Source organism: Curtobacterium sp. PvP017 (assembly GCF_054060195.1).
The window spans coordinates 68064-93137 of the sequence record NZ_JBSSCY010000007.1 but is presented as its reverse complement, the minus strand read 5'-3'; the positions used below and the strand labels follow the sequence as shown (position 1 = coordinate 93137).

Here is a 25074-nt window from a genome sequence, read left to right as displayed (position 1 = left end):
TGACGTGACCCACGATGACCAGCACCCACCTCGACACCACCACGACCCCCGGCAACGGATCGGCGTCGTCCCACGGCAAGACGATCCTGATCGGTGAGCACGCCGTGGTCTACGGCGCACCCGCTCTCGTCCTGCCGGTGCTCGACGCACGGGTCGTCGCGACGGTGAGCCCGGTCAGCGCCGGGGCGGACGAAGCCGCCGGCACGACCGTCGGGCACACCCTCGAGTCCACGGTGCACACCGGCCCGCTCGACCTCGCACCCGCGGCCGTGATGCCGACGGTCACCGCCGTCACGGCGACGCTGCGGCACTTCGGCGTGACCGACCGGCACTTCCACGTCCGGGTCGACAGCGAGGTCCCCACGGCCCGCGGCATGGGCTCGAGCGCAGCGGTCGCCGCGGCCGTCACGGCAGCCGTCGCGGATGCGCTGGGCGAGACCCTCGACGCCGAGACCCACCACGACCTCATCCAGGAGTGCGAGCGCGTCGCCCACGGCCGACCGTCGGGCCTCGACGCCCGCGGGGTCGTCGCCGCGGTGCCGGTCTGGTTCGAGGGGGGCCGCATCGAGCCCGTCGCGCTCGGGGCACGCTTCACCTTCGTCGTCGCCGACACCGGCGTCCCCGGCCACACCCGGCAGGCCGTCGCGGCCGTGCGGGAACGGCACGACCAGGACCCGGCGGCGGTCGACGGCGTCATCGACCGGATCGGCGAACTCGCACGGCAGGCGCGGGGGACACTCGAGGCTGGCGACGCACAGGGGCTCGGTGTCACCATGGACGCCGCGCACGACCTGCTCAGCGCACTCGACGTGTCGAGTGCCGACCTGGACCGGCTCGTCGACGCCGCACGTGCTGCGGACGCCCTCGGCGCGAAGCTGACCGGCGGCGGGCGGGGCGGGTGCGTGCTCGCACTCGCCGCGGACGACGACCACGCGGACCGCATCGCGGCCGCACTCCGCGGCGCAGGTGCCGCAGCCACCTGGACCACCACGATCGGAGCCCGCGCTTGATGACCGCCACCGCCGTCGCGCACCCCAACATCGCCCTCGTCAAGTACTGGGGCAAGGCGGATGCGCAACTGGCGCTGCCCGCCACGGGCAGCGTCTCCATGGGCCTCGACGTGTTCCCGACGACCACGACCGTCACGCTGGACGGCGGGTCCGGTGCCGGTGCGGAGGCTCGGGACGCCTTCACGCTGAACGGCCACGTCGTCGAGGACGGTGCCCTGGTGCGCGTGCAGCAGTTCCTCGACCTCGTGCGGGAGCTCGCCGGCAGCGACGCCCGCGCGTCCGTCGTGTCCGAGAACACCGTGCCGACCGGTGCCGGGCTGGCGTCGAGCGCCTCGGGGTTCGCGGCGCTCGCGACCGCCGCGTCGGCGGCGTACGGTCTCGACCTGTCCGCGCGCGACCTCTCCCGCCTCGCCCGCCGCGGCTCGGGTTCGGCGACCCGGTCGATCCCCGGGGGCGTCGCCGTCTGGCACGCCGGCGACGACCACGGTTCCTTCGCCGAGCCGATCCCGGCACCGCCGATGGCCATGGTGGTCGTGACGATCGACGCCGGCCCGAAGCCCATCGGTTCGCGCGAGGCGATGCGCCGCACCATCGCGACGTCGCCGTTCTACCCGGCGTGGGTCACCTCGACCACCGAGACCGTCGGCGACATGCTCGACGCCTGCGCAGCCGGCGACTTCACCCGCATCGGCGAGATCACCGAGAGCAACGCGCTGCGCATGCACGCCACGATAGAGGGCGCCTTCCCGCCGATCCGCTACCTCAACGCGCGCAGCGTCGCCGTGTTCGACGCCGTGGGCGAACTCCGCGCCGCGGGGCTCGAGGCCTACGCCACGGCCGACGCCGGCCCGAACGTGGTCGTGCTCTGCCAGCCCGCGGACCGCTCCGCCGTGGCCACCGCGCTGGCGTCGTTCGGCGACGTGATCGAGTCCGGCACCGGACCTGCCGCTCGGGTGCTCCGCTCCGAAGAGTCGGGGAGCAATCCCGACCAGAAGGAGTCCGTGCAGTGATCGAGTTCCGCGCCCACGGCAAGCTGTTCGTCGCCGGCGAGTACGCCGTCGTCGAGCCCGGCCAGCCGTCCGTCCTCATCGCCCTCGACCGTGCCATCACGGCACGTGTGTCCGAGGCGCACGGTGCGGGCAGCGTGCACTCGGAGGAGTACGGCCACCTGCCGCTCACGTGGACGCGGGACGAGGACGGCCTCGCCCTCGACCGCGAGCACCACCCCTACGACTACGTGATGGCGACGATCGACCTCGTCGAGAAGCTCCGCGCCGAACGGGGCATCGCGCCGCGGTTCCACGACCTGCGCATCGAGAGCCAGCTCGACGACGCCAGCGGCCGGAAGTTCGGGCTCGGGTCCTCCGCGGCGGTGACCGTCGCCACGGTCGGTGCCCTGGACCGCTTCTACGGGATCGGCCTGACCCAGCGGCAGCGCTTCCAGGTCGCCCTGCTCGCCACCATCCGGGTGAACCCCCGGGCATCGGGCGGCGACCTGGCAGCGAGCACCTTCGGCGGCTGGCTGCGCTACAGCGCCCCGGACCGCGACCACCTCGCCTCGTTCGTCGACGAGCGCCGGGTGTCCGACATCCTCACCGACGCCGAGGCGTGGGAGGGGTTCGACGTCCAGCGACTCCCGGCCCCCGAGAACCTGCAGCTCCTGGTCGGTTGGACCGGCTCGCCGGCCTCGACCACGAAGCTCGTCGGGGTGGTGCGTCGGCACCGCAACGGCGGGTACCAGGCGTTCCTCGACGAGAGCCGGAGCTGCGTCGACGACCTGACCACGGGCCTCCAGACCGGCGACGCGGAGCAGACGCTCGACGCGCTCCGACGTGCCCGGGTGCTCATGCAGCGTCTCGGCGACTCGGTCGGGTCGAAGATCGAGACCGAACGCCTCGCGACCCTGTGCGACGTCGTCGAAGCGGCCGGCGGGGCGGCGAAGCCGTCCGGCGCCGGTGGCGGCGACTGCGGCATCGCGCTCGTCCCGGCGGACACCGACCCCGCCGGCATCCACCGCGCCTGGGAGGCGCACGACATCAGACACCTCAGCGTCGCGGTGCGAGCACCAGAAGGAGCCCTCGATGAGTGACCTGCTCACGCCGATCCCGACCAAGTGGGTCGGACCGATCCGCATCAGCGGCAACGCGGTCCAGGGCGAGCACGAGGTCCCGCTCGCCACGTACGAGTCGCCGCTCTGGCCGTCCGTCGGCCGTGGCGCCCGGATCTCGCGCATGGTCGACGACGGCATCGTCGCGACCGTCGTCGACGAGCGCATGACCCGATCGGTCGTCGTCCGCGCGGCCAGTGCCGCCGCGGCGCACGTCGCTGCGGGGCAGATCCTGGCGCGACAGGACGAACTCGAGGCGCTGGTCGCCGGGCAGAGCCGGTTCGCGAAGCTCATCGAGGTGCACCCGGAGATCGTCGGCGACCTGCTGTTCCTGCGGTTCGCGTTCACCACGGGCGACGCCTCCGGCCACAACATGGTCACGCAGGCGGCGGACAAGCTCCTGCCGGCGATCCTGGCGTGGCAGCCGGGCCTGCGGTACGTCTCCGTGTCCGGCAACTTCTGCACCGACAAGAAGGCCACCGCCGTGAACGGCATCCGTGGCCGTGGCCGCAACACCATCGCCGAGATCGTGATCCCCGGCGAGGTCGTCGAGAAGCGCCTGCGGTCGAGCACCGAGCGCATCGTCGAACTGAACATCGCGAAGAACCTGATCGGGTCGACCATCGCCGGCGCCCTGCGCTCCGCGAACGCCCACTACGCGAACATGCTGCTCGGCTTCTACCTGGCCACCGGGCAGGACGCCGCCAACATCGTCGAGGGCTCGCAGGGCATCACGAGTGCCGAGAACCGCGACGGCGACCTGTACTTCGCCACCTCACTGCCGCACCTGATCGTCGGCACGGTCGGCAACGGCAAGGGTGGGGACCTGCCCGTCGTCGAGGACGCCCTGGTGCGGCTCGGCTGCCGTGAGGACCGCGAGCCCGGTGCGAACGCCCGTCGTCTCGCCGCGCTCTGCGCCGCCACGGTGCTGTGCGGGGAGCTCTCGCTCCTCGCCGCCCAGACGAACCCGGGTGAGCTGATGGCTGCCCACGTCGCCATGGAGCGACGCGGCGCGAAGCCCGCCGGAGGTGCAGCATGACGGCGAACGGCGCACTGCGCATCGGCATCCACGACATCGCCATCGCGACCGGGCACCACGTGCTCGAACTCGACGACCTGGCCGAGCGCCTCGGCGTCGACCCGGCGAAGTACCACGTCGGCATCGGCCAGGACGCCTTCAGCGTGCCCGCCCCGGACGAGGACATCGTCACGATGGGCGCCGCCGCGGCCAAGGAGGTCATCGACCGCCACGGCGTCGAGGGCATCCGCACCGTGCTGTTCGCCACCGAGTCCGGCGTCGACCAGTCCAAGGCCGCCGGGGTCTTCGTGCACGGCCTGCTCGGCCTGCCGAAGAACGTCCGCGTCGTCGAGCTGAAGCAGGCCTGCTACGGCGGGATGGCCGCCGTCCAGCTCGCCCTCGGCATCATCGCCCGGGCGCCGGGCGAGCGGGTCCTGGTGATCGCCGCCGACGTGGCGCGCTACGACGTCGACACCGCCGCCGAGCCCACGCAGGGTGCCGGCGCCGCCGCGATCCTGGTGTCCGCCGACCCCGACCTGATCGAGATCGAGCCGGCCGCCGGTGTCTTCACCGCGGACGTCGACGACTTCTGGCGCCCGAACGACCGGTCGACGGCGCTGGTCGACGGCCGCCTGTCCGTGAGCGCCTACGTCGACGCGTTCGTCGGCGCGTGGGACGACCTGGCGGACCAGGGCGGCCCCGCGTACGAGGACATCGTGCGCTTCGTCCACCACCAGCCGTTCACGAAGATGGCGCTCAAGGCCCACCGGAAGCTGACGCAGCACGTGGGTGTGCCCTTCGACGAGTCGGAGCTGTTCGTCGGCTTCACGTACAACAAGCAGACCGGCAACACGTACACGGCGTCGCTCTGGATCGGGCTCGCAGCACTGCTCGACCTCGACGAGGACCTGGCGGGGGAGCGCATCGCCCTGTTCAGCTACGGTTCCGGCAGCGTCGGCGAGCTCCTCACCGGCATCGTGCAGCCGTCGTACCGCGACCACCGTCGCGTCGGCCGGGTCCGACAGCTGCTGTCCGCCCGCGTCCCGCTGACCGTGGACGCGTACCGCGAGCTGCACGCGACCGGCGCCGCGACGAGCGACGACCTCGAGCGTCCGCGCGTCACGGCAGGGCCGTACCGGTTCGCCGGTGTGCGCGGCGGCGCGCGCCACTACGAGGCGAACACGCCGGTCTGACCGGTCCGACCCATCCGCGAAAGCGACAGATCCCCGCGGAACGTTCGCGGGGATCTGTCGCTTCCGCGTGACGGACGGGAGGTCACGTGGCGGACAGGACCTCGCGTTCCAGACGTTGGTAACTGGTCTCCATGCCGTCGGTCATGCCGGTGGCGAGGATCATGTCCCGCTGCGCCCGGTCGGGGTAGGTGACGAGCAGCGTCATCAGGGTGACGCCGTCGGCCTCGTCGAACTGCAGGTCGTTCGTGTTCGGCGGGAACGGGGCACCGGTCATCCGCTCGGTCGACACGATCCGGCGCTCCGGCTCCACGACGAGGTTCTCGCCCTCGAATCCGAACGGTTCCCCCTCGGTGTCACCCGTCGGCGCCCACGCCTGCCGGAACGTGCCACCCGGCGTCAGGTCGTTCTCGTACACCGTCATCTCCCACCCGTCCGGACCGAGCAGCCACTGCCGGACGAGCTCGGGTTCGGTGTGCGCCCGCCACAGCAGGTGGCGCGGCGCCGCGAACGCCCGCGTGATGCGGACGTGGGTGTCGTCGACCAGCTCGGTGACGGTGCCCGTGCCGAGGGCGTCCTCGCGCAGGTCGGCGAGGACGGTGTCCAGCTGTCCGAAGGCCTGCTCGTACCCGTCGACCATGCCCATGTCGATCATGGTCTCGAGGTCGGCGGCGGACCCGAACGACGACCGGACGGTCACGCGCGACCCGGAGCCGACGGCCTCGAAGGACAGGACCGTCTCGCTGGTCGGCAGGGAGTCGTCGACCGTGCCGTCGGCGTCGGTGAAGAGGTCACGGACGGTGATGCGGTGCGGCTCGTCGACCTCGGTGACCTGCCAGACGGCGTGGAACCGCTCGCCCTGCGGCGACGTCATCCGGTAGTCCGCGCGGCCACCGGGCCGCAGGTCGAACGAGGTGAAGGTGGCGGGGAAGCCGGGCGGGCCCCAGAAGCGTTCGAGCTGACGGGGATCGGCGAAGGCGCCCCAGAGGCGCTCGACCGGCACCGTGGACTCGGCGACGAGGGTCATCGCGAGGGCCTCGGGATCGGTGTGGACGGACGTGGTGGGCATCGTCGCTCCTGGTCGTCGGGTTCGGTCGTCGGGTTCGGTCCTGGTCCCAGGCTCCGTCCGAGCGACCTCGTGCGCAAGGGGATCGTGCAGGTAGTCTGTCCGCGGAGATCGAAAGGGGCGATGTCAGTGGGCAGGAGTGCGTCGGACACCGTCGGAGCCCTCGTCGCGACCCTTCCCCCGTCGCCGAGGCTCCCCGACGTCGTCGCCGGGGTCGGGCGGTTCGTCGGCAAGACGACCCGCGTGGTCGACGTCGACGGTCCGAGCTGGGGCCCGCTCACCGCGCTGGTGTCGCAGTTCGAGCACGAGAACCTCGTCCTGGTGCCGGCCGGCGCTCCCGAGCTGTACCGGATGCACTGTGTCCTGCACGAACTCGGCCACCTGGTGCACGGCGACGTCGGTGCGCCCTCGGCCACGTCCATCGCCGAGTTCGCCTCGGGCGGCCACGTGTGCCGCCGTGCGCTCGACGGCGACACCGGACTGGTGAGCATCTCGGACGACGACGAGCACTTCGCCGAGCGGTTCGCGTACGAGCTCGCGACCGTGCTGCTCGCCGGCAGCGCGGGCGCGGACGAGCGGGCCTACGGCTGATGGTCGTCCTGCACGCCGCCGCCTTCTGGTGCGCGGCGCTGATCTTCCTCGCCCGCACGCCCTACGTGCTCCGGAACCCGCGCGGCCGTGCCGCCTGGGGCGCCACCGGGGTCGGCGCGCTCGGGTTGCTGACGCTCGGCAGCGTCGTGCCGCAGACCGTGCTCGACGGCGCCCTCGGGGGCACGAACCTCATCAACCTCGTGCAGAACGTGTGCGCCACCGTGGCCTTCTGGCTGATGCTCCGGGCGAGCACCTCCGACCTGCCGAAGCGCCCGCTGCTCGCGAGTCCGCTGGCACTGCTCGTGGTGGTCGTGGCCTTCGCCGTGCCGTTCTTCGCCGTGCGCGACCGGGGCGGCACCGACTTCCACTTCATCGTGCGCGAGATCCACCAGCCGGCGATGTGGTTGTACAGTTCGATCTACATGGTGGGCGTCGGTGCGATCGCGGCTGCCACGCTCCGGCACGGTGTGCTGCGGAACCCGGTCGCGCTCGTGGTCTTCCGGGTCGGGCAGTCGCTGGTGGTCATCGCGAGCACCGACGAGCTGCTGTCGCTCACCGCCGACCACTTCGGGTGGTTCCCCGCAGCGGTGCGTGACGGACTCCGCCTGGGCTTCGACCCGCCGTTCTACCTGGGCATCGTCCTCATCGTCGTCGCGATGGCGTCCCTGACCTTCCGGCGCTGGGTGCGCGACGTGACGTGCCGTCGGCACCACCGCCGGCTCCGGCGCATCGCCCGCCGCCACGCGGTGCGCGCCGTCGAACGGGACGGCGACGTGCAGGCACGGACCTACGACCTCGTCATCGCGATCCGTGACGCCGAGGTGCAGGGCCGCACCCTGGACGATGCCGAGCTCGCCCAGGTGCGCTCGGCGGAACTGACCCTGACCCGCAGTCTCGGAGGCTGATGCGATGACGATCGTCTGGTGGGTGCTCGGCGTGCTCGTCGTGCTGGCGGCGGCGTTCCTGCTCGTGCTGCGGAAGGTCGTCGGCAAGATCGTGCTGCCCGGCGGCGACCGCTGGACCCCGGTGCTCGAGACGACCGACGACTCGATCCAGCTCCCGATCACCGACGACACCGTCCGCCCGGGGGAGTACGGCCTGTGGCACGACGGCACCGGGCACACCACGGTCGGACCGGTGCTCGAGGTCGACGAGGCTGCCGGCACCGTCCGCCGTGCGGTGGTCCGGACGAGCGGCGACGTGTCGGCACGGGTGCGGTGGAGCGGGCACGTGCACCCGGACCCCGCCGCGATGGACGTCGACTGGGCGGAGCTCGACCTGCCGACACCCGTGGGGCCGGCGCCGGCGTGGGTCATCCGGCCCGGCGGCCCCGCACCCGCACCCGCCGCACCCGCGCCCGCCGCGCCCGCGCCCGCCACGACGTGGGCCGTCCACGTGCACGGCATCCGCACCACCCGCGTGACGGCACTCCGGACGGTCCCGGCGGCACTCGAGGTCGGCTGGACCTCGATCGTCCCGTCGTTCCGCGGTGACGGCGAGGCGCCCTGGCAGGGCCGGGCCTCGCACCTCGGTGCCCGCGAGTGGCCCGATGTCGAGGCCGCGCTCGACCATGCCGTCGCGAACGGGGCCGGACGGCTCGTGGTCGTGGGGTGGTCGATGGGCGCGACGATCACCCACGAACTGCTCGCTCGATCCGCCCACCGCGACCGGATCGCCGGCCTCGTCCTCGTGTCCCCGGCGCTCGACTGGGAGACGACGGTGCGGTCCCAGGCGGGTCGTGCCGGACTCCCCGGGTTCGTCGTCGGTGCCGCGCTCCGGGCGATGGCGCTGCCGCTCGTGTGCCGCGTCGTCGGGCTCCGCTCGCCGGTGGACGTCCGCGCGCTGTCCTGGTTGCACGCGCCGCGGAACCTGCCGCCGACCCTGCTCATCCACTCGTCGGGGGACACCACCGTGCCGTTCGCCGTCAGCCAGGAGTTCGCCGACGCACACCCCGGCACGGTGACGTTGGCGGTCAGCGAGCCGGCCGAGCACGCTTGGGAACGGAACGTCGACGCCGTCTGGTTCGACACCACGATCACGACCTGGGCGAGATCGCTCGAGCACACCGGCACCGTGGAGTAGAAGGGGCCATGGGTCAGCTCATCTACGACGGCCAGCCGCTCGACCTCCGCATCGACGACCGCGCCATGACACACCTGCAGATCGTGATCGTGAACATGCTCCGACGTGAGCACCGGTTCGCGTTCTCGTGGAAGGACGACGTCATCCACGGCAACGGCCGCAGCACGATCTGGCTGAACCCGAACGTCAGCCTGCACTTCAAGTTCTCCGGCAGTCGGGTGCCGTCGATCAACCGCAGCTGGCTCGAGGACCTCTACGCCTCGGCCACGTCCGGCTCGGGACTCGTCCTGACCCCGGAACCGCCGGACACGAGCACCGCGGCCGACTCGGCGTGGTCACGAGCCGTCGCCCCGGGGGACGCCGATGACGCTTCGGGGACACCGAGCGGTAGCACGGCTGAGTGATTCCCGTCAACGGGTTCCGAAGACCACATCATCGTCGTACGGTTTCGGTACCGCGGATCAGTGTCGTCCCTTCGGGCCGGCATCCAGGGAGCCGGTGACGGCAAGGAACCGCGGGAGGAGGGGGACCCGAATGACCGTGACGCAGTGCGCGCCCGGCGCCGACCAACCATCGGCGACTGAGCGGCGTGCACGACGGGAGTCCCGGATCAGGAGACTCGTCGTCCAGGAAGCCGGGTCATCGCACCCGGTTCCATGCGTCACGCCTCTGGGCTCGTCGGTCAGGCCTCACTGACCGGCACCCTCCACAGGACGCCCCGGCTGTCGGATTCGGGTTCCGCTGCCGGGGGCGTTCTGCTGCCCTGGTCGGGCGCGTGCTGCGGGCTCGTGCGCTGCGCGCTCCGCGTGCTGCGGGCTCAGTAGACGTCGCGGACGTACCGCTTCGTACGGCGCAGGTCGGCCAGGTACGACAGCGCGTCGTCCTCGTCCCGTCCGCGGCCGGTCCGGATGACGTCGAGCAACGCCGCCTCGACGTCCTTCGCCATCCGCGAGGCGTCGCCGCACACGTACACGTGGCCGCCGTCCTCGAGCCAGGCGAACAGTTCGGCGGACTGCTCGCGCATCCGGGTCTGCACGTAGACCTTCTCGGCCTGGTCGCGCGAGAACGCCAGGTCGAGGCGGTTCAGCACGCCCTGCTCCTGCAGCTCGGTGAGCTCGTCCTGGTACACGAAGTCGGTGTCGCGGTGCTGGTCGCCGAAGAAGAGCCAGTTGCGCCCCGTCGCCCCCGCCGCGGCCCGTTCGTGCAGGAACCCGCGGAACGGAGCGATGCCGGTGCCCGGACCGATCATGATCATCGGGGCCGACTCGTCCGCCGGCACCCCGAACGACGCGTTCGGCTGCAGGTAGACGTCCACCGTACCGTCGGGGGCGACCCGGTCGGCGAGGAACGTCGACGCGACCCCGGCGTACATCCGGTGCGGGTCACCGTAGCGCACCGACGCGATGGTCAGGTGGATGCGGTCCGGGTGCGCCAGCGGGCTCGACGAGATCGAGTACTGGCGTGCCTGCAGCGGGCGCAGGTTCGGGAGCAGTTCGTCGAGCCCGGGGGCGGCCGGTCCGGCGTCGCGGAGCAGGTCGAGGACGTCGCGTCCCCACAGCCAACGGTCCAGCTCGTGCTTGTCGCCGTGCGAGACGACCGCGGCGAGTTCACTCGCCGGGGCGCGTTGCACGAGGTCGGCGATGAGGTCCTTCGAGGGCGTGCGGATCTCGCGGTCGCTCCGCAGGACCTCGGTGATCGGGCGGCCGTCGAACGACTCGCCGCCGTTCGCGCCGACCTGCTCGAGCAGCTCCGCGACGAAGACCTCGTCGTTGACCGGCACGACCGCCAGGGCGTCGCCGGCGGCGTACTCGATGCCGGAGTCGCCGAGGTCGAACTCGTAGTGCCGGATCTCCTTCGCGCTGCGCGGCGAGGAGAGCAGCCGGTTCTCGGCCAGACGCGACGGGTACGGGTTGCGCTTGTTCCACTGCGACCCCGGCCGGGAGGCACGGCCCGCGCCCGCCCCGCCGGTCGCGGTGGCACCGTCGCCGGCACCACTGCCCGTGGTCGCGCCGGGTGCGCCCGTCGCGCCGGCCTCGGCAGCGAGCCGGTCGAGCACGGCGGCGCTCCACAGCGCGGCCGCGTCCTCGAAGTCCACGTCGCAGTCGACGCGGTCGTGCACCCGGGTCGCGCCGAGCTGCTCGAAGCGGGTGTCGAGGAGCTTGCCGGCCTGGCAGAACTCGTCGTAGCTGGTGTCCCCGAGGCCGAGGACGGCGTACTGCAGTCCCTCGAGTCGTGGGACGGTGGTCGCCTGGATCGCGTCCCAGAACAGTCCGGCGTTGTCGGGCATCTCGCCCTCGCCGTACGTCGAGGTGACGACGAGCACGTGGGTCATCTCGGCGAGCTGTTCCGGGGTGACGGCGTCGAGCGCGGCGGCACGGCCACCGAGCCCGCGGGCCTTGGCCCCGGAGACGAGCTCGTCGGCCAGGAACTCCGCGTTGCCGGTCTGCGTGCCGAAGAGCACATCGATCGTCGTCGTGGGGGCGGCAGCGGACGCCTTCTTGCCGGCGGCGGCGATGCCCGCGATGAACCCGGCGAGCCAGGACTCCTGGGCAGCCGAGAACGGTGCGTCGACCGGGATCAGCGAGCCGGTCGGGGGGAGGAGGCTCACGCGGACACCGCCTCGGTCGGCGCCTGCGGTGCACGGCGCGCGATGTCCTCGAGCGCCGCGGTGGCGAGCAGCTCGTCGAAGCGCGCCTCGCGGACACGGCCGTCGTTCTTGGCGTTCTGGTGCATGATCCACCCCGTGGTGCCCGGCGCGTCCATGCTGCGGTTGTTCCGCTGCGTGAGCGCACGCTTGTAGTCGTCGAGTCGCTTGATCGCGATGAGCGTCGCGAGCTGGTCGTCGGCGAACCGGTCGAGCGTGCCGCGCAGGTACTTCACGACGCGCTGCTTGACCGAGAAGTCCTCGGTCAGGACGAGGTTCTTCACCGCCTCGGCGACCCGGGGGTCGTTCGGGCCAGCACCGGGGACGCGCTCGAGGGCGACGTCCTGGGCGACGCCGAGCACCGTGTACGACGACAGCAGCGAGAACATGTCGTCGCCCTGGTCGCCGAGCGCCGGGGCACGACCACCGAGGACGGTGCGCTGGTCACGGTAGTCGACCTTGAACGCACGGAGCTTGTCCGTGGCGATCGAGGTCGCGAGCTCGTCGAGCAGCTCGGGACGGGTGGCCGCCGCGAGGATCTCGCCGGCGTCCTGCGTGAGCAGCAGGGCGCGCGGCATGCCGACGTACACGTGCTGACGGGTGGTCTCCCAGTCGGCCAGCAGGCGCTCGGCCAACGCCGACCCGGTCGCCTCGAGGTGCCACTCGAGCAGCAGTCGTGCCCCGGCCTCGTGGAACGCCCCGCGCTCGGTGTCGGTGACGGGGAAGACGAGGAGCGAGTCGGTGCTGGCACGCTGGGCGACCTGACCGGACGGGTCGTACTGGTACAGGAACCCGCCGGACATGCCGTTGCCCAGGCCCTTCCCGAACGCGCCGAGGTTGAACACGGCACCGCCGGTCATGTACTCGCACCCGAAGTCGCCGACGCCCTCGACCACGGCCGTGGCGCCGGAGTTCCGCACGGCGAACCGGTCGCCGGCCTCGCCCTCGACGAACGTGCGGCCACCGGTGGCCCCGAACAGCGCGAAGTTGCCGATCAGGACGTTGCCGCCCTGGTCGGCGCTGCCGCCGCCGGGCGCACGGACGATGATCCGCCCGCCGCTCTGGCTCTTGCCGACGCCGTCGTTCGCGGTGCCGGTGTGCTCGAGCACGATGCCGTCGTTGTTGAACACGCCGTACGACTGACCGGCCGAGCCCTGGGTGCGGATCGTGACGGCACCGTCGACCAGCCGGCGGCGCCCGCGGTCGTCGGTCGCCACGGCGGGCAGGCCCCGGACGTCCTCGGCACCGAGCTCGTGGTTGAGCAGGCGCTCGACGTCGATGCTGAGCTGGCCGCCGACGGACTTGTCGCTGTTGCCGAGCAGGACGCCGTGCACGAGCACGTGCTCCTGAGCGTGGTCGACCAGCGCCGTGCGGATGCGCTCGAGGAGCGCGTCGTCGGTGTGGAAGTCCTTCTCCAGGTACTCCGGGTCCGTCACGACCTTCTCCGGCACCTGTGCGAGCAGGGCGCGGGCGTCGAGACGACCGACGCTCGCCGGGTGGTCGAGGAGCTGCAGCAGGTCGGTGCGGCCCCGTGCCTCGCGCAGGGAGCGCAGGCCGAGGCGGGCGAGGATCTGCCGCACGTCGTGCGCGATGTTGAGCAGGTACTGCGCGAGTGCACGGGGGTCGCCCTCGAACGCCTCGGCGTTCGTGGTGAGGCCGGCGGGGCACTTCACGTTGCAGTTCTTCGCCATGACGCAGCCGAGCATCATGAGCGCGGTCGTGCCGAACTCGAAGCTGTCGCCGCCGAGCAGCGCGCTCGTCACGACGTCGGAGCCGGTCTGGTGCGCGCCCGAGCAGCGGAGCGTGACCTTCGAGCGCAAGCCGTTCGCGACGAGGGCCTGGTGGACCTCGGCGACGCCGATCTCCGCCGAGCGGCCCGCGTACTTCAGGCTCGTGACGGCCGCGGCCCCGGTGCCACCGGTGTTGCCCGCGACGTTGATGACGTCCGCGCCGGCCTTGGCGACGCCGACCGCGATGGTGCCGATGCCCTCGGAGGACACGAGCTTCACGATCACCCGGACGCGGGCGGCCTTGCAGTCGTGGATGAGCTGCGCCAGGTCCTCGATCGAGTACGTGTCGTGGTGCGGCGGCGGCGAGATGAGCTCGACGCCGGGCGTGCCACCACGGGCCGCTGCGATGTCCACCGTGACCTTCGGCGCCGGCAACTGGCCGCCCTCGCCGGGCTTCGCGCCCTGCCCGATCTTGATCTCGAGTTCCTCGAGCATGGGGTCGGCGAGGTAGCCCGCCCAGATCCCGAAGCGGCCCGAGGCGAACTGCTTGATCCGCGAGCCGCGGATGGTGCCGTAGCGGGAGTGGTGCTCGCCGCCCTCACCGCTGTTCGACATGCCGCCGACCATGTTCGTGCCGTGCGCGACGGCCTCGTGGGCGGTGGCGACGAGCGCGCCGTGGCTCATCGCACCGGACGCCAGGGTCCGGGTGATCTCGTGCGCCGGCTGCACCTCGTCGAGCGCGACGCTGTCGGGGGCGCTCTCGAGCAGGGCGAGCAGACCGACTGCCGCGCCGGTGGCGCGGAGCGTCACCCGGGTGTCGTCGACGGCGTCGACGTCGACCTGGCCCGGGTACAGCAGCGCGAGGCCGTCTGCGAGGGCCTGGTGGCGCAGTGCACCCGTGGTGCCCGTCGACGTGAGCTGCAGACGGAACCGCTCCGTGCCTCCCGGCAGGTCCTGGTCGTCCGCCGGACGCGAGCCGGACAGCCCGCGCACCGTGACGCTGGCGTTGCCGCTCGTCGAGAAGCGACCGAGCTCGCGGGCGAAGTCCTCCGCCGTGTCGATGCCCGTGATGTCCGCGGGCAGCGCGAGCACGTCGCGGAGCGCAGCGGGACGGCGCGACCGCTCGTCGTGCGTGGTCTGCAGGAACGTGACGTAGCCCGGCGTGATCCGGTGCTGGTCGATCTCGGCGTCGCTGAGGCGGTCGTAGCCGGTGTTGCGGTACGCGGCGTCGGTGATGCCGAACGAGTCGTCGAGCTGACCGAGCGTGAGCAGGCGCAGCGCGTCCGAGTCGCCGGAGCGCTCGAAGGCCGGACGCTCCTCGGTCATTCCGCCGAACCCGCGCACGCTCGCGACGCCGAACGAGTGGCCGGCGCCGTCGGAGCGTTCCTTGAACAGGCCGAGCAGCGGGACCTGGCCCTCGGACGCCACCGAGCGGGCACGCTCGTGCCAGTCCGTCGCCGCCTGGGCGATGCGCGCGAAGCCGACGCCGCCGACCGGGGCCTGCATGTGCGGGAAGATCCGGGCGAGCACGTCGTCGCCGGTGTCGAGGTAGTTCGGCTCGAAGAACTCGCCGCCGATGTAGCTCTCGGCGGTGCACAGACCGACGCGGCCCATGGTCTTCGCCAGGGCCTTCTCGGCGGCCTTGCGGAACTGCTTGAGTGCCAGGTCGGTCGCGGTCAGCTCGCCGGCGGGTGCGGGTGCGGCGGGGTACTTCTCCTCCGCACGCAGCCGAGCGCTCAGGCTGTACACAGCGGCGGCACCGAAGCCCAGCGCGGTCGCGACGTGGTGTGACGATGGCAGCTGACCGCTCTCCGCCACGACGGACACCCGCAGGCGCAGACCGGTCTCGATGAGCCGCTGGTTCACGGCGGCCACGGCCAGGATCACGGGGAGGGGCGCATGGGTCGACGACACCTCGCGGTCGGTCACGACCGCGATCCCGCCACCGCGCGCCGCGAACGCCTCGATCGCGTCGCACAGGGCGTCCAGCGCGCCGCGCATCGCGTCGGCGTTCGCCCGCTCGTCGGCGGGCACCGGCACGTAGAGCATGTCGAAGCGCTCGAGCGGCACGATGTCCTGCTCGCGCAGTCGCACCATGTCGAGGTGCCCCAGGATCGGCGACTGCACGACGAGCTGACGGCCCGTGGTGCCCGTGCCGTCGGGCTTCGCGCCGAGCGCGACGCGCATCGACATGCCGTCGGCCTCGCGGATCGAGTCGAGCGGCGGGTTGGTCACCTGGGCGAAGCGCTGCGAGAAGTACTTCGCCATCCCGCCCTCGGTGTCGCTCAGCGCGTTGATGGCGTTGCCGTAGCCCATCGCCGAGATCCGCTCCGAGCCGTTCTGCAGCATCGGGTCGAGCATGAACCGGAAGCTCTCCTGGTTCAGCGAGTACGCCACGTACCGGCCGGCGAGCGACAGGTCGCCCGCGTAGCCCAGGGTGTTCCTGGTGCGGTCGTACGCGGGCGCGGGCAGGTCGTCGAGGTTGACGCGGGCGGCCTCGAGCAGGGTGCCGTAGTCACGGCGGGCCGCGAGCATGCGCAGCACCTCGCCCGTCCGCATCCGGGTCCCGGTGCGGTGGTCGACGACGAGCATGCCGCCGGCCTCGATGCGGCCGCGGTGCACGACCTCCTCCGCGTCGAACGTGACCTGGCCGGCCTCGGACGACACCATCAGGTACTCGGTCGTCTCGACGGTGCGCAGCGGGCGCAGCCCGAGGCGGTCCAGGCGCGCGCCGACGACGTCGCCGTCGCTGAAGATCACGGCGGCAGGACCGTCGTTCTTCTCCTCGTACAGCGAGAAGTACTCGAGCATGTCCCGCACGTCGGCGGTGAGCGTGCGGTCGTTCTCCCACGCCGGCGGCATGAGCGACACCACGGCCTCGACGATCTCGAGCCCGTCGTCGAACACGCGGCTCTGCAGGGTCTGGTCGAGGCGGCTCGAGTCGGACTGGCCGGGCGGGCGGACGATGCTGCGCGTGCGGGCACGGGCCAGCGCCTCGTCCGACAGGCGGTTCTTCCGGTCGGTGTTCAGCTCGCCGTTGTGCGCCATCAGACGGAACGGCTGCGCCATCGTCGGGTGCGGCTCGGTGTTCGTCGAGAAGCGCGTGTGGAAGTACAGCGTCCGCACCGAGTGACGCGGGTCGCGCAGGTCCGTGAAGTACCCGATGACCTCGCCCGAGTTCAGGCGCCCCTTCAGGATCTGGGTCCGAGCGCTGAGCGACAGCGGGTACAGGGCGGCGTGCTCGGCTCGCTGCTCGGCGGCCTCGCCGTAGGACACGGACTCGATCGCGAGCAGGGCACGGTTCGCTGCCGCGTCGACCTCGGTGCGGTCCCACTGCTCGGGCGCACGGAAGACCCACTGCACGATCGGCAGCTGGTACTGCTCGGCCTCGGGCCGCGCGACGGAGTGGTCCACCGGGACGTCGCGGACGACGAGCAGCTCGAAGCCCTCGGCCGTGATGGCGTCCGTGACGGTCTGCTCGGCGCGGGCGCGCTCGTCGGCGCCGTGCGCTCCGTCGCTGCTCGGGACGAAGCAGTTCGCGACGCCGAAGTGGCCGGCGCGCAGCTCCTGTCCGGTGATGGCGCTGAAGAACTCCACCGACAGGTCGATGCTGACACCCGCGCCGTCCCCGACACCCTCGGCGGACTTGCCGCCGCGGTGGGGGATGGCGCACAGTGCTTCGTCGCCCTTGCGGATGACGTCGTGGCTCGGCGTCCCGTCGAGTCGGGTGATGAAACCGACGCCGCAGTCGCTCGATTCGCGGGCAGGGTCGTAGAGACCGAAAGAGGTGGGGTTCACGTGCGGGTCCAGTGGGGCGTTGCCGGCAGCGGACGGCGCGGGCTGCATCGATGGAGCGCTCGCCGCGGGCAGACCGATGGTGGCAGTCGGGCCCTGTGGGGTGGTGGTGCGGTACCGCGATGCTACGGCTTGGTATACCGCCCACGCAACACCGCGCCGTGCGCCGCACCGCGCGCGTCTGTCCGGCTGGTGCGAGGTTGCCCGCTCGGTGCGAGGTCGTTGCGCTGCACGGAGCGTGGAAGCTCGCACGGGATGGTCCACAGCGCACGGTGCGGCGGGCCGCGCGTGCCGAACAACCCCGCACCGAGTGGACAGCCCGGCACGGTGTCAGGCTGCGCGATCGCCGGTCCGCTCGTCGGTCCGCTCGTCGACGGCGATCGGCTCGGTCGCCGCGGTGCTGGCGTCGGCGGCGGGGGTCGTCCCCGGGCGGATGAGCTCGGGACGACGACGACCGCTGCGGAACACCCACGCCTTGAACAGCACGAACCGGACGCACGTCGCGAACAGGTTGGCGGCCGTCAGCACCAGGATCTCGGCACCGTGCGACGCTCCCGGCACGCTGCTGTGCAGCACGACCAGCGATCCCGCGGTGATCGCCCACGCGATGCCGAAGACGACCAGCCCCTGCACGTGGTGCCGACCAGCACCGGCACGTCCGCGCACCCCGAAGGTGAAGCGACGGTTCAGCGCGGTGTTGCCGATCGCCGTCAGCAGCAGGGCGAGGAAGTCCGCCGTCTGTGCCCCGATCGCCGGACGGAACAGGGCGTACAGCACCGCGAACGCCACGGTCGACAGTACCCCGATGGCGCCGAAGCGCAGCACCTGCCCGAGGAACCCGACGTGCGGGGGCGTGAACGGTCGACGACCGATCGCGTCGTACACGGTGCCCACCGGCACCCGCCCGGTAGCGATGCCCCGCGAGACGCGCCACATGCCCTTCAGGTCCTCCGTGGCGGTCGAGGCGATCTGCACCGACGAGTTCACGTCGTCGACCCAGTCCACCGGCACCTCGTGGATCCGCAGCCCCGCGTGCTCGGCCAGCACGAGCATCTCGGTGTCGAAGAACCACGCATCGTCCTCGCACAACGGCAGCAGCCGTTCCGCCGCCCGCTTCGTGACGGCCTTGAACCCGCACTGCGCGTCCGAGAACGACACCCCCATCGTCGTGCGGAGCAGCAGGTTGTACGAGCGGGAGATGAACTCGCGCTTGCTGCCCCGGACCACACGCGACGAGTCCGCCAGCCGTGTGCCGATCGCCAGGTCGGAGTGCCCGGAGAGCAGCGGTGCGACGAGCGGCTCGAGGGCGGCGAGGTCGGTGGACAGGTCCTCGTCCACGTACACGAGCACGGTCGCCGGGGAAGCACCCCACACGGCCTTGAGCGCCCGGCCACGGCCCTTCTCGGCCAGGTGGACCGCGTGCACGCCGGGCAGCATGGCAGCCAGGTCGTCGGCGATGCGCGCGGTGTCGTCGGTCGAGGCGTTGTCGGCGATCGTGATCCGCCAGGTGTGGTGCAACGACGTCCGGCAGAAGGTGTGCAGGCGTCGGACGTGGGCCGCGAGCGTGTCCTGCTCGTTGTAGCAGGGGACGACGATGTCGATGTCGAGGGTCTGGTTCGTCTCCGTCATGCCGCTCATGCTCGGCAGCGGGGCTACGGGGGCCGAGGCAGGGCGCTGTGGCCCGGGTAAGAACGGCATTGGGCACGGTGACGGAACTCGTTCGCTCCCGGCTCGGGCCGCTCCTCGGCGAAGTTGCCCGCCCTAGAATCGGAGGATGGGGAATCTGGTGGGGATCCGCGACCGATTGCGCCGTATCGCCAGGGTGTTGCTTGATGGGTGGACTTCGCACCGCGTCGACATGCATCGGGATCAGGTGCTCAGTCGCGTATGGGATGACGAGGTCATGTCAACGCACGAAGCTGCTCGTTCTCTGCGGGCAATCGGCGCACACCTTGAGCAGGTTCCCGTCGTTAGCCCGGACATCGCGACCACCTTGATCAAGGTCTGCGTCTTCTTTCGCTCACGTGGCCTCACGAGAACACAGATCAACACGGCGCTCGCGGCCGCAGTCCTGCAGTCCGTCGCGCCGTGGACAGTCAAGAAGGCAGTGAAGCGAGCCACTCATTGGGACGGGTCTCTCGAACAGCGTCCCCGCGAGGCTGACTTGACGACGTTCGGTCGTTTCCTGGCGGATCACGCAGACGAATTGACCAGGAACCGACTCGACGGCCCGGACACCGAGCACCTCTTGATGCGCATGTCTCGTGGGTTGCCGTCGGATGCTGGCCTGCCAGATAGCTGCGCTGACGAGCCGACGGAAGTCCCTGAACTGTTGGTGCGACTTCACACGTTGATCGACAACTCGCTCGATGCGCCGTTCCGACGTCAGCGGATGATTGCCCTGCTGTTCGCGGCGGTGGGAGTTGGCATCGTGGTCCTGTCCATCTGGCTCGAGGCCGCCGGCGGGAAGTCCGTTCCCCCGTTCTTCGGCGTCACCGTCGGACTCTGGCTTTGGACGATTGCCGGAGCGAGCTTCGCGCGGACGCTGGTGGTGAATCGTCTCGATCGGTGGTCGCTGGCGACAGCACGAACGACGGCGCACTCACTCACGGGGATGGTGACCATCGCGGTCGCGATCATCGGCTTCTGGACGATCACGGAGCAGCCACCGGGCTTCACAGTTGCCGGCGTGGCCCTGCTCATCGTCATGGTGTCGGCGAGCGTGTGCGCCGAACACATTGTCGCTCTCGGGGACGTCCGGCTCGCAGAGCTGCTCGACGGCGACCTCGTTCCTGCAGGCTCTGACGCGCGCTGAGCCGACTCCGGTCAGCGTTGCAGCAAGACCTGCACGATCGCGACGACTGCGAGGACCGCGATCGGCACGCCCGTGATCCACATCCCTGCACGGGCCTGGGTCCGGCGGATCGTCGGCGGTGCGTGGGAATTCCGGGCGAACTCGGTCGCTGCGACGAGCTCGGGTGCGGCCGCCGGCGGCGCAGGTTCGGGCTGCGGACGGTCGTCTTCGAACGCGGGCACTTCGACCACGAGTTCTGACGGGTCCGGGCGGCCCGGCAGCTTGCCGTACTCCTTCGTCATGCGACCAGTATGCGACGCCGTCGGGATCGGCATCCTTCGTGAGCAGAAATGGTCGAGTGGCGCCAGAGCACGCGACCATTTCTGCTCACGAAGCGGGCGAGGCGGGCGTCACGAAGCGGGCGAGGCGGGCGTCACGAAGCGGGCGAGGCGGGCGTCACGAAGCGGGCGAGGCGGGCGTCACGACGCGGGCTGCCCCGGCAGGTCCACCGTGAACGCCGTCCGACCGGGGCCGGAGGCCACCCGCACGCTCCCGCCGTGCGCCGATACCACGGCCTGCACGATCGCCAGCCCGAGCCCGCTCGTCCCCTGTCCCTGCGCACGGGTGCGCGAGGCCTCACCCCTGGTGAACCGGTCGAACAGCGTCGGCAGGGCCTCCGACGGGATCGGCGGCCCGTCGTTGGCCACGACGAGGCGAGCGGCCGCACCAGTACCGGACGGCCCCACCCGCTGCAACGACACCACCACCGCGGTCCCGGTCGGGGTGTGCGTCCGGGCGTTCGCGAGCAGGTTCGTCACGACGCGACGCAGCTGCTCCGCGTCGCCGGCCACGAGCAGCGGCTGGTCGTCCACGATCTGCAGCGTCCACCGGTGCCCGGGGGCGGTGGCTCGGGCGTCCATCGTCGCTTCGACAACGAGCGACGTCAGGTCGACCGGCTCGCGCACGAGCGGGGAGACGGGAGCCCCCGACGCCAGGGCCGAGGCGTCGAGCCGTGCGAGCAACAGCAGCTCGTCGACGAGGTCGCCCATCCGGACTGCCTCGCGTCCGATCCGTTCGACGTTGCGGTGTACGGCGTCCAGGTCGGAGGTCCGCTCCGACAGCTCGGCGTACGCCCGGACAGTGGCGATCGGGGTCCGCAGCTCGTGCGAGGCGTCGGCGACGAAGGTCCGCATGCCGGCCTCGGCGTCGCGGCGCACCGTGAGTGCGCGGGCGACGTGCCCGAGCAGCCGGTTCAGTGCGGTGCCGACCTGCCCGACCTCGCGGTTCGCGGTCAGGTCGGCGTCGGCGACCCGCGCCGGGATGTCGGTGTCGCCGCGTTCCAGGTCGAGGGCGGTCACCCCGGAGGCGACCGCGGCGACGTGTTCGAGTGGCCGGAGCGAGCGCCGCACGAGCAGTGCGAGCGCCCACGCGGCGACGACGAGGCCGAGCACCGTGACGATCCCGATGACGAGCAGCAGGCGTGCGATGGCGGCGTCCAGGTCGCCGAGGGGCAGCGCGGTGACGAACACATCGCCGTCGTCGCCGACCGCCTGCACCCGGTAGCTGCCGAGCGAGCCGAGGTCGATCGTCGCCGGCCCGGCGCCGCTGTCGACCGCGGTGAGCGTCTTCCGTTGCGCCGACGACAGCCCGTGCTGGTCGCCGTCGCTGTCGGTGTACCCGCCGAGCACGACGACGCCGTCGCGGACGATCGCGACGACGGTGCCGGCGGACTGTCCGGGCGCTCCGATGAAGGCGTTGTCCGGATCCGGACGATCCGACGACGACGACCCGGGCGGCGGTCCGGTGGGCGCTTCCGCACCGTCCCGGCCGCCGGGGGTCCGGTTCGCCGCCGTCGACAGCTCCGCGTCGAGACGGTCGACGAGGTACCCCCGGAACGCGACGACGGTCACCGCCCCCACGACGACGTTCGTCGCGACGAGCAGCAGCGCCACGGCGGCGACGACCCGCCACCGCAACGACGGCACCCGTCCCACGCGGGTCGGAGGGGAGGCGCGGATCGCCTTCCGGGGGCGGCTCACGTCGCCGGCCGCAGCACGTATCCCGCCCCACGGACGGTCTGCAGCATCGGCTCACGTCCGGCGTCGAGCTTCTTCCGCAGGTAGGACACGTACATGTCGACCAGGTTCGACGACGATCCGAAGTCCATCCCCCAGACGTTGGCGAGCAGCTGCTCCCGCGAGAGCACCCGGTTGGCGTTCCGCGCCAGGTGCCGCAGCAGTTCGTACTCGGTCGGCGTGAGCTCGATCGGGTCGCCGCCACGGCTGACGGCGCGGGCGTCCTCGTCGAGGCGGAGGTCACCGACCACCACCTCCACGCTCCCGCCGACCGATGCGACCCGAGCGGAGGTCCGTGCCAGGATCCGCGCGCGGACGAGCAGCTCCTCGATGCCGAAGGGCTTCGTCAGGTAGTCGTCACCCCCACCGGTGAGTCCGGCGAGGCGGTCCTCGGGGGCGTCGCGCGCGGTGAGGAACAGCACGCGGACGGCGTCGCGGGAGTCCCGGAGCCGCTCGAGGACCTCGAAGCCGTCGATGTCGGGCAGCATCACGTCGAGGACGATGACGTCGGGTTGGAACTCCCGTGCGGCGAACAGGACGTCGCGGCCTCGGTGCACGGTCCGCACGGCCCAGCCGTCTCCCTCGAACGCGAGGGCGACGGCGTCGGCCAGGGCGTGCTCGTCGTCGACGACGAGGGCGCGGACGGGGGTGCCGTCGGTGCGCGGCAGCGGTTGGCCGGTCACGTCCGCGAGCCTATCCACCGCGCCCTCGTCGTCGATCACTTCGTGGTGCTCAGGTCGTACACGGTCTGGCCGCCGACGGTCGTCGACTCGTAGTTCGCCGCGACCCACTCCTGGATCGCTGAGGCGGTGGACGAACCGCCGCCCATCCCGCCGCCGGACCCGGATGACACGTAGTACCCGATGTCACCGTCGGCGACGTACGCCTTGAACTGCGCGAGCGTCGGTGCCGGGTCGCTCGACCAGCCGCCGATCGCCATCACGGCGGTGTCGGTGTCGAGTTCGAGCTGCGCCGCCGACTGCGAGCCGTTCACCGCGGCCGCCCACTTCGCGTCGGACGCCTCGAGCAGCTCCTGCAGTGCCGACGAGGTCGTCGACCCCTCGCCGCCCGTGCCGCCCCCGCCCTCGGTCGAGCCCTCGGCGGTCCCGCCGGCGGAGTCGCCGGGGGCCTCTCCGGGCGCCTCGCCGGTCATGCCCTCCGGCGGGGTCCCGCCGGGACCCTGCTGGGAGCCGTCGTCGGCGGTGGAGTCGTCGCTGTCGGAACCGGCGGCCGATCCGCCGGGTCCACCCGTGCCTCCCGGCATGCCACCGGTGCCACCGCCGCCCATCCCGCCGGAGCCGCTGCCCGCCGGACCGACGCTCGGGATCGAACCGGAGTGCGCGACGGTCGTCGTGGCGAGGGCGTAGGCGGTGGTGCCGGACAGCCCGAACAGGGTGCCGGCGAGGACGCCGATCGTGACGAGCCTGCGCAGCGACGGCACGCTGCCGATGACGATCAGTGCTGCGGACAGCAGGCCCCCGGCGAGCATCACCCAGCGCAGCCACGGCAGCCAGGTCGGGTTCTCGTTGAGCAGGCACCAACCCCAGAAGGCCGTGGTGCCGATCATGGCGGCCAGGCCGATCCGGCCGACGAACCGCGCTCGTGCGTGCCAGAGCAGCGCGCCGCCGGTGCCGACGAGCCCGGCGATCGCCGGGGCCAACGCGACCGTGTAGTACGGGTGGATCGTGCCGGACATGTACGAGAAGACGAGTCCGGTGACCAGGAGCCAGCCGCCCCACAAGACGAGCCCGGCGCGTGCGGGATCAGCCATGTGCCGACGGCCGACGACGACCAGGCCGACGACCAGCGCGATGAGGGCGGCGGGCAGGAGCCACGAGATCTCGAGCCCCATCTCGGACGAGAACAGTCGGTTCAGGCCCGTCGAGCCACCGAACGAGCCGCCCGCGGTGCCACCGGTCATGCCGCCGCCCCCGCCCCCGCCTCCGCCGCCGTTGCCCGAGCCGCCGAAGATCCGGCCGAGGCCGTTGTAGCCGAACACCAGGTCGAGGACGGTGTTGTCGGTCGAACCGCCGATGTACGGGCGGGACTCCGCGGGCCACAGCCAGACGGCGACGACCCACCAGCCGGCGGCGACCACGAGGGAACCCGCGGCGATGAGCAGACCGACCACGCGCCGGACCCACCTGGTGCGGGCGGCGAAGAGGTAGACCAGGCCGAAGGCCGGCAGGACGAGCAGGCCCTGCAGCATCTTCGTCAGGAACGCGAAACCGAGGGCGACCCCGGCCAGGGCGATCCACTTCCAGCTGCCCCGGGGCAGAGCGCGCACGGTGCAGTACGCGCCGGCGGTCATCAGGAACACGAGCAACGCGTCCGGGTTGTCGAACCGGAACATCAGGGCCGCCGCCGGGGTCGCCGCGACGACGAAGCCGGCGAGCAGCGCACCGACGTTCGCGGTCGTGGTGCCGACGCGGGCGAGGGTGCGGCGGACCGTGCCCCAGACCAGGGCGACGGAACCGACGGCCATGAGCGCCTGGGGGAGCAGCAGGCTGAAGCTCGAGAAGCCGAGCAGCCGGGCCGACAACACCATCACCCAGAGCGACGCCGGGGGCTTGTCGACCGTGATGAAGTTCGACGAGTCGAGGGAGCCGAAGAAGAACGCCTCCCACGACTTCGTGCCTGCCTGCACGGCGGCGGCGTAGAAGCTGTTGGCGTACCCCGAGACGCTGAGGTCCCAGAGGTACACCACGGCGGTCACGGCGAGGAGCGCCCAGAACGCCGGCCGGAGCCAGCGGGCGTCCTCGCGCTCGCCGAGGAACAGGCGGGCGAGCGGCTTGCGGCGCCGATCCTGCGCGTCGGTCAGCGCGGAGCCCGTTCGGTCGGTGACGGGTATCGGGTACGTGGTCATGTCGATGAGCATCCGGGGCGTTCCCCGAGCGCGGCACTGCGCCGGCTGTGCGCTGCCTAAGGACGCACGGTGCGAGGTTGGCTGACTCGGCGCCGGCGGGGCTGGC

18 protein-coding genes are annotated in these 25074 nt (G+C 71.8%); 10 read left to right on the top strand and 8 right to left on the bottom strand.

The window, feature by feature from the left end:
* Positions 1 to 14: 14 nt before the first annotated feature.
* The 5 genes from mvk to ACVKXF_RS14185 are packed head-to-tail and all read left to right on the top strand — an operon-like array spanning position 15 to position 5328.
* On the top strand, positions 15 to 1010 hold the full coding sequence (gene mvk / locus ACVKXF_RS14205; protein WP_456796110.1) for a mevalonate kinase: 996 nt from the start codon (positions 15 to 17) through the stop codon (positions 1008 to 1010).
* A complete protein-coding gene (gene mvaD / locus ACVKXF_RS14200; protein WP_456796109.1) occupies positions 1010 to 2020 on the top strand; it encodes a diphosphomevalonate decarboxylase in 1011 nt (336 codons plus the stop codon). The genes mvk and mvaD overlap by 1 nt, the downstream gene beginning before the upstream one ends.
* Positions 2017 to 3099: a phosphomevalonate kinase gene (locus tag ACVKXF_RS14195; protein ID WP_456796108.1), complete on the top strand. Its 1083-nt coding sequence runs from the start codon at positions 2017 to 2019 to the stop codon at positions 3097 to 3099. Before mvaD ends, ACVKXF_RS14195 begins: the two co-directional genes overlap by 4 nt.
* Positions 3092 to 4156, top strand: coding sequence for a hydroxymethylglutaryl-CoA reductase (locus ACVKXF_RS14190; protein ID WP_222658495.1), 1065 nt, complete (start codon positions 3092 to 3094; stop codon positions 4154 to 4156). The genes ACVKXF_RS14195 and ACVKXF_RS14190 overlap by 8 nt, the downstream gene beginning before the upstream one ends.
* On the top strand, positions 4153 to 5328 hold the full coding sequence (locus tag ACVKXF_RS14185) for a hydroxymethylglutaryl-CoA synthase (protein WP_340197074.1): 1176 nt from the start codon (positions 4153 to 4155) through the stop codon (positions 5326 to 5328). Before ACVKXF_RS14190 ends, ACVKXF_RS14185 begins: the two co-directional genes overlap by 4 nt.
* An 82-nt stretch (positions 5329 to 5410) precedes the next feature.
* Here the strand turns inward: ACVKXF_RS14185 and ACVKXF_RS14180 are convergent, their stop codons facing one another.
* On the bottom strand, positions 5411 to 6394 hold the full coding sequence (locus tag ACVKXF_RS14180) for an SRPBCC family protein (protein ID WP_456796107.1): 984 nt from the start codon (positions 6392 to 6394) through the stop codon (positions 5411 to 5413).
* 120 nt (positions 6395 to 6514) lie between these two features.
* On the opposite strand from ACVKXF_RS14180, the gene ACVKXF_RS14175 reads away from it, so the two are divergent.
* The 4 genes from ACVKXF_RS14175 to ACVKXF_RS14160 are packed head-to-tail and all read left to right on the top strand — an operon-like array spanning position 6515 to position 9468.
* Positions 6515 to 6982, top strand: a complete 468-nt coding sequence (locus ACVKXF_RS14175) for a hypothetical protein (protein WP_148061830.1) — start codon at positions 6515 to 6517, stop codon at positions 6980 to 6982.
* On the top strand, positions 6982 to 7887 hold the full coding sequence (locus ACVKXF_RS14170) for a hypothetical protein (protein WP_456796106.1): 906 nt from the start codon (positions 6982 to 6984) through the stop codon (positions 7885 to 7887). Before ACVKXF_RS14175 ends, ACVKXF_RS14170 begins: the two co-directional genes overlap by 1 nt.
* 4 nt (positions 7888 to 7891) lie before the next feature.
* On the top strand, positions 7892 to 9064 hold the full coding sequence (locus ACVKXF_RS14165) for an alpha/beta hydrolase family protein (protein ID WP_456796105.1): 1173 nt from the start codon (positions 7892 to 7894) through the stop codon (positions 9062 to 9064).
* An 8-nt stretch (positions 9065 to 9072) separates the two neighbouring features.
* On the top strand, positions 9073 to 9468 hold the full coding sequence (locus ACVKXF_RS14160) for a DUF7882 family protein (protein ID WP_111084738.1): 396 nt from the start codon (positions 9073 to 9075) through the stop codon (positions 9466 to 9468).
* 413 nt (positions 9469 to 9881) lie between these two features.
* Here ACVKXF_RS14160 and ACVKXF_RS14155 read toward each other — a convergent pair whose 3' ends face one another.
* The 3 genes from ACVKXF_RS14155 to ACVKXF_RS14145 form a co-directional block, all read right to left on the bottom strand.
* The gene (locus tag ACVKXF_RS14155) at positions 9882 to 11672 is read right to left on the bottom strand and encodes a sulfite reductase subunit alpha (RefSeq protein ID WP_456796104.1); all 1791 of its coding nucleotides are present in this window, start codon (positions 11670 to 11672) and stop codon (positions 9882 to 9884) included.
* Positions 11669 to 17236, bottom strand: a complete 5568-nt coding sequence (locus ACVKXF_RS14150) for a glutamate synthase-related protein (protein ID WP_456796103.1) — start codon at positions 17234 to 17236, stop codon at positions 11669 to 11671. Before ACVKXF_RS14150 ends, ACVKXF_RS14155 begins: the two co-directional genes overlap by 4 nt.
* Before the next feature lie 327 nt (positions 17237 to 17563).
* The gene (locus ACVKXF_RS14145) at positions 17564 to 18871 is read right to left on the bottom strand and encodes a glycosyltransferase (RefSeq protein WP_456796102.1); all 1308 of its coding nucleotides are present in this window, start codon (positions 18869 to 18871) and stop codon (positions 17564 to 17566) included.
* Positions 18872 to 19007: 136 nt separating this feature from the next.
* On the opposite strand from ACVKXF_RS14145, the gene ACVKXF_RS14140 reads away from it, so the two are divergent.
* Positions 19008 to 20048, top strand: coding sequence for a hypothetical protein (locus ACVKXF_RS14140; RefSeq protein WP_456796101.1), 1041 nt, complete (start codon positions 19008 to 19010; stop codon positions 20046 to 20048).
* An 11-nt stretch (positions 20049 to 20059) separates the two neighbouring features.
* Here the strand turns inward: ACVKXF_RS14140 and ACVKXF_RS14135 are convergent, their stop codons facing one another.
* From ACVKXF_RS14135 to ACVKXF_RS14120, 4 genes are all read right to left on the bottom strand, one after another.
* Positions 20060 to 20329: a hypothetical protein gene (locus ACVKXF_RS14135; protein WP_456796100.1), complete on the bottom strand. Its 270-nt coding sequence runs from the start codon at positions 20327 to 20329 to the stop codon at positions 20060 to 20062.
* 177 nt (positions 20330 to 20506) lie between these two features.
* Positions 20507 to 22021, bottom strand: coding sequence for a sensor histidine kinase (locus ACVKXF_RS14130; protein ID WP_456796099.1), 1515 nt, complete (start codon positions 22019 to 22021; stop codon positions 20507 to 20509).
* A 41-nt stretch (positions 22022 to 22062) separates the two neighbouring features.
* Positions 22063 to 22785, bottom strand: a complete 723-nt coding sequence (locus ACVKXF_RS14125; RefSeq protein WP_456796098.1) for a response regulator transcription factor — start codon at positions 22783 to 22785, stop codon at positions 22063 to 22065.
* 35 nt (positions 22786 to 22820) lie between these two features.
* Positions 22821 to 24968: an ArnT family glycosyltransferase gene (locus ACVKXF_RS14120; protein ID WP_456796097.1), complete on the bottom strand. Its 2148-nt coding sequence runs from the start codon at positions 24966 to 24968 to the stop codon at positions 22821 to 22823.
* Between the last annotated feature and the right edge of the window lie 106 nt (positions 24969 to 25074).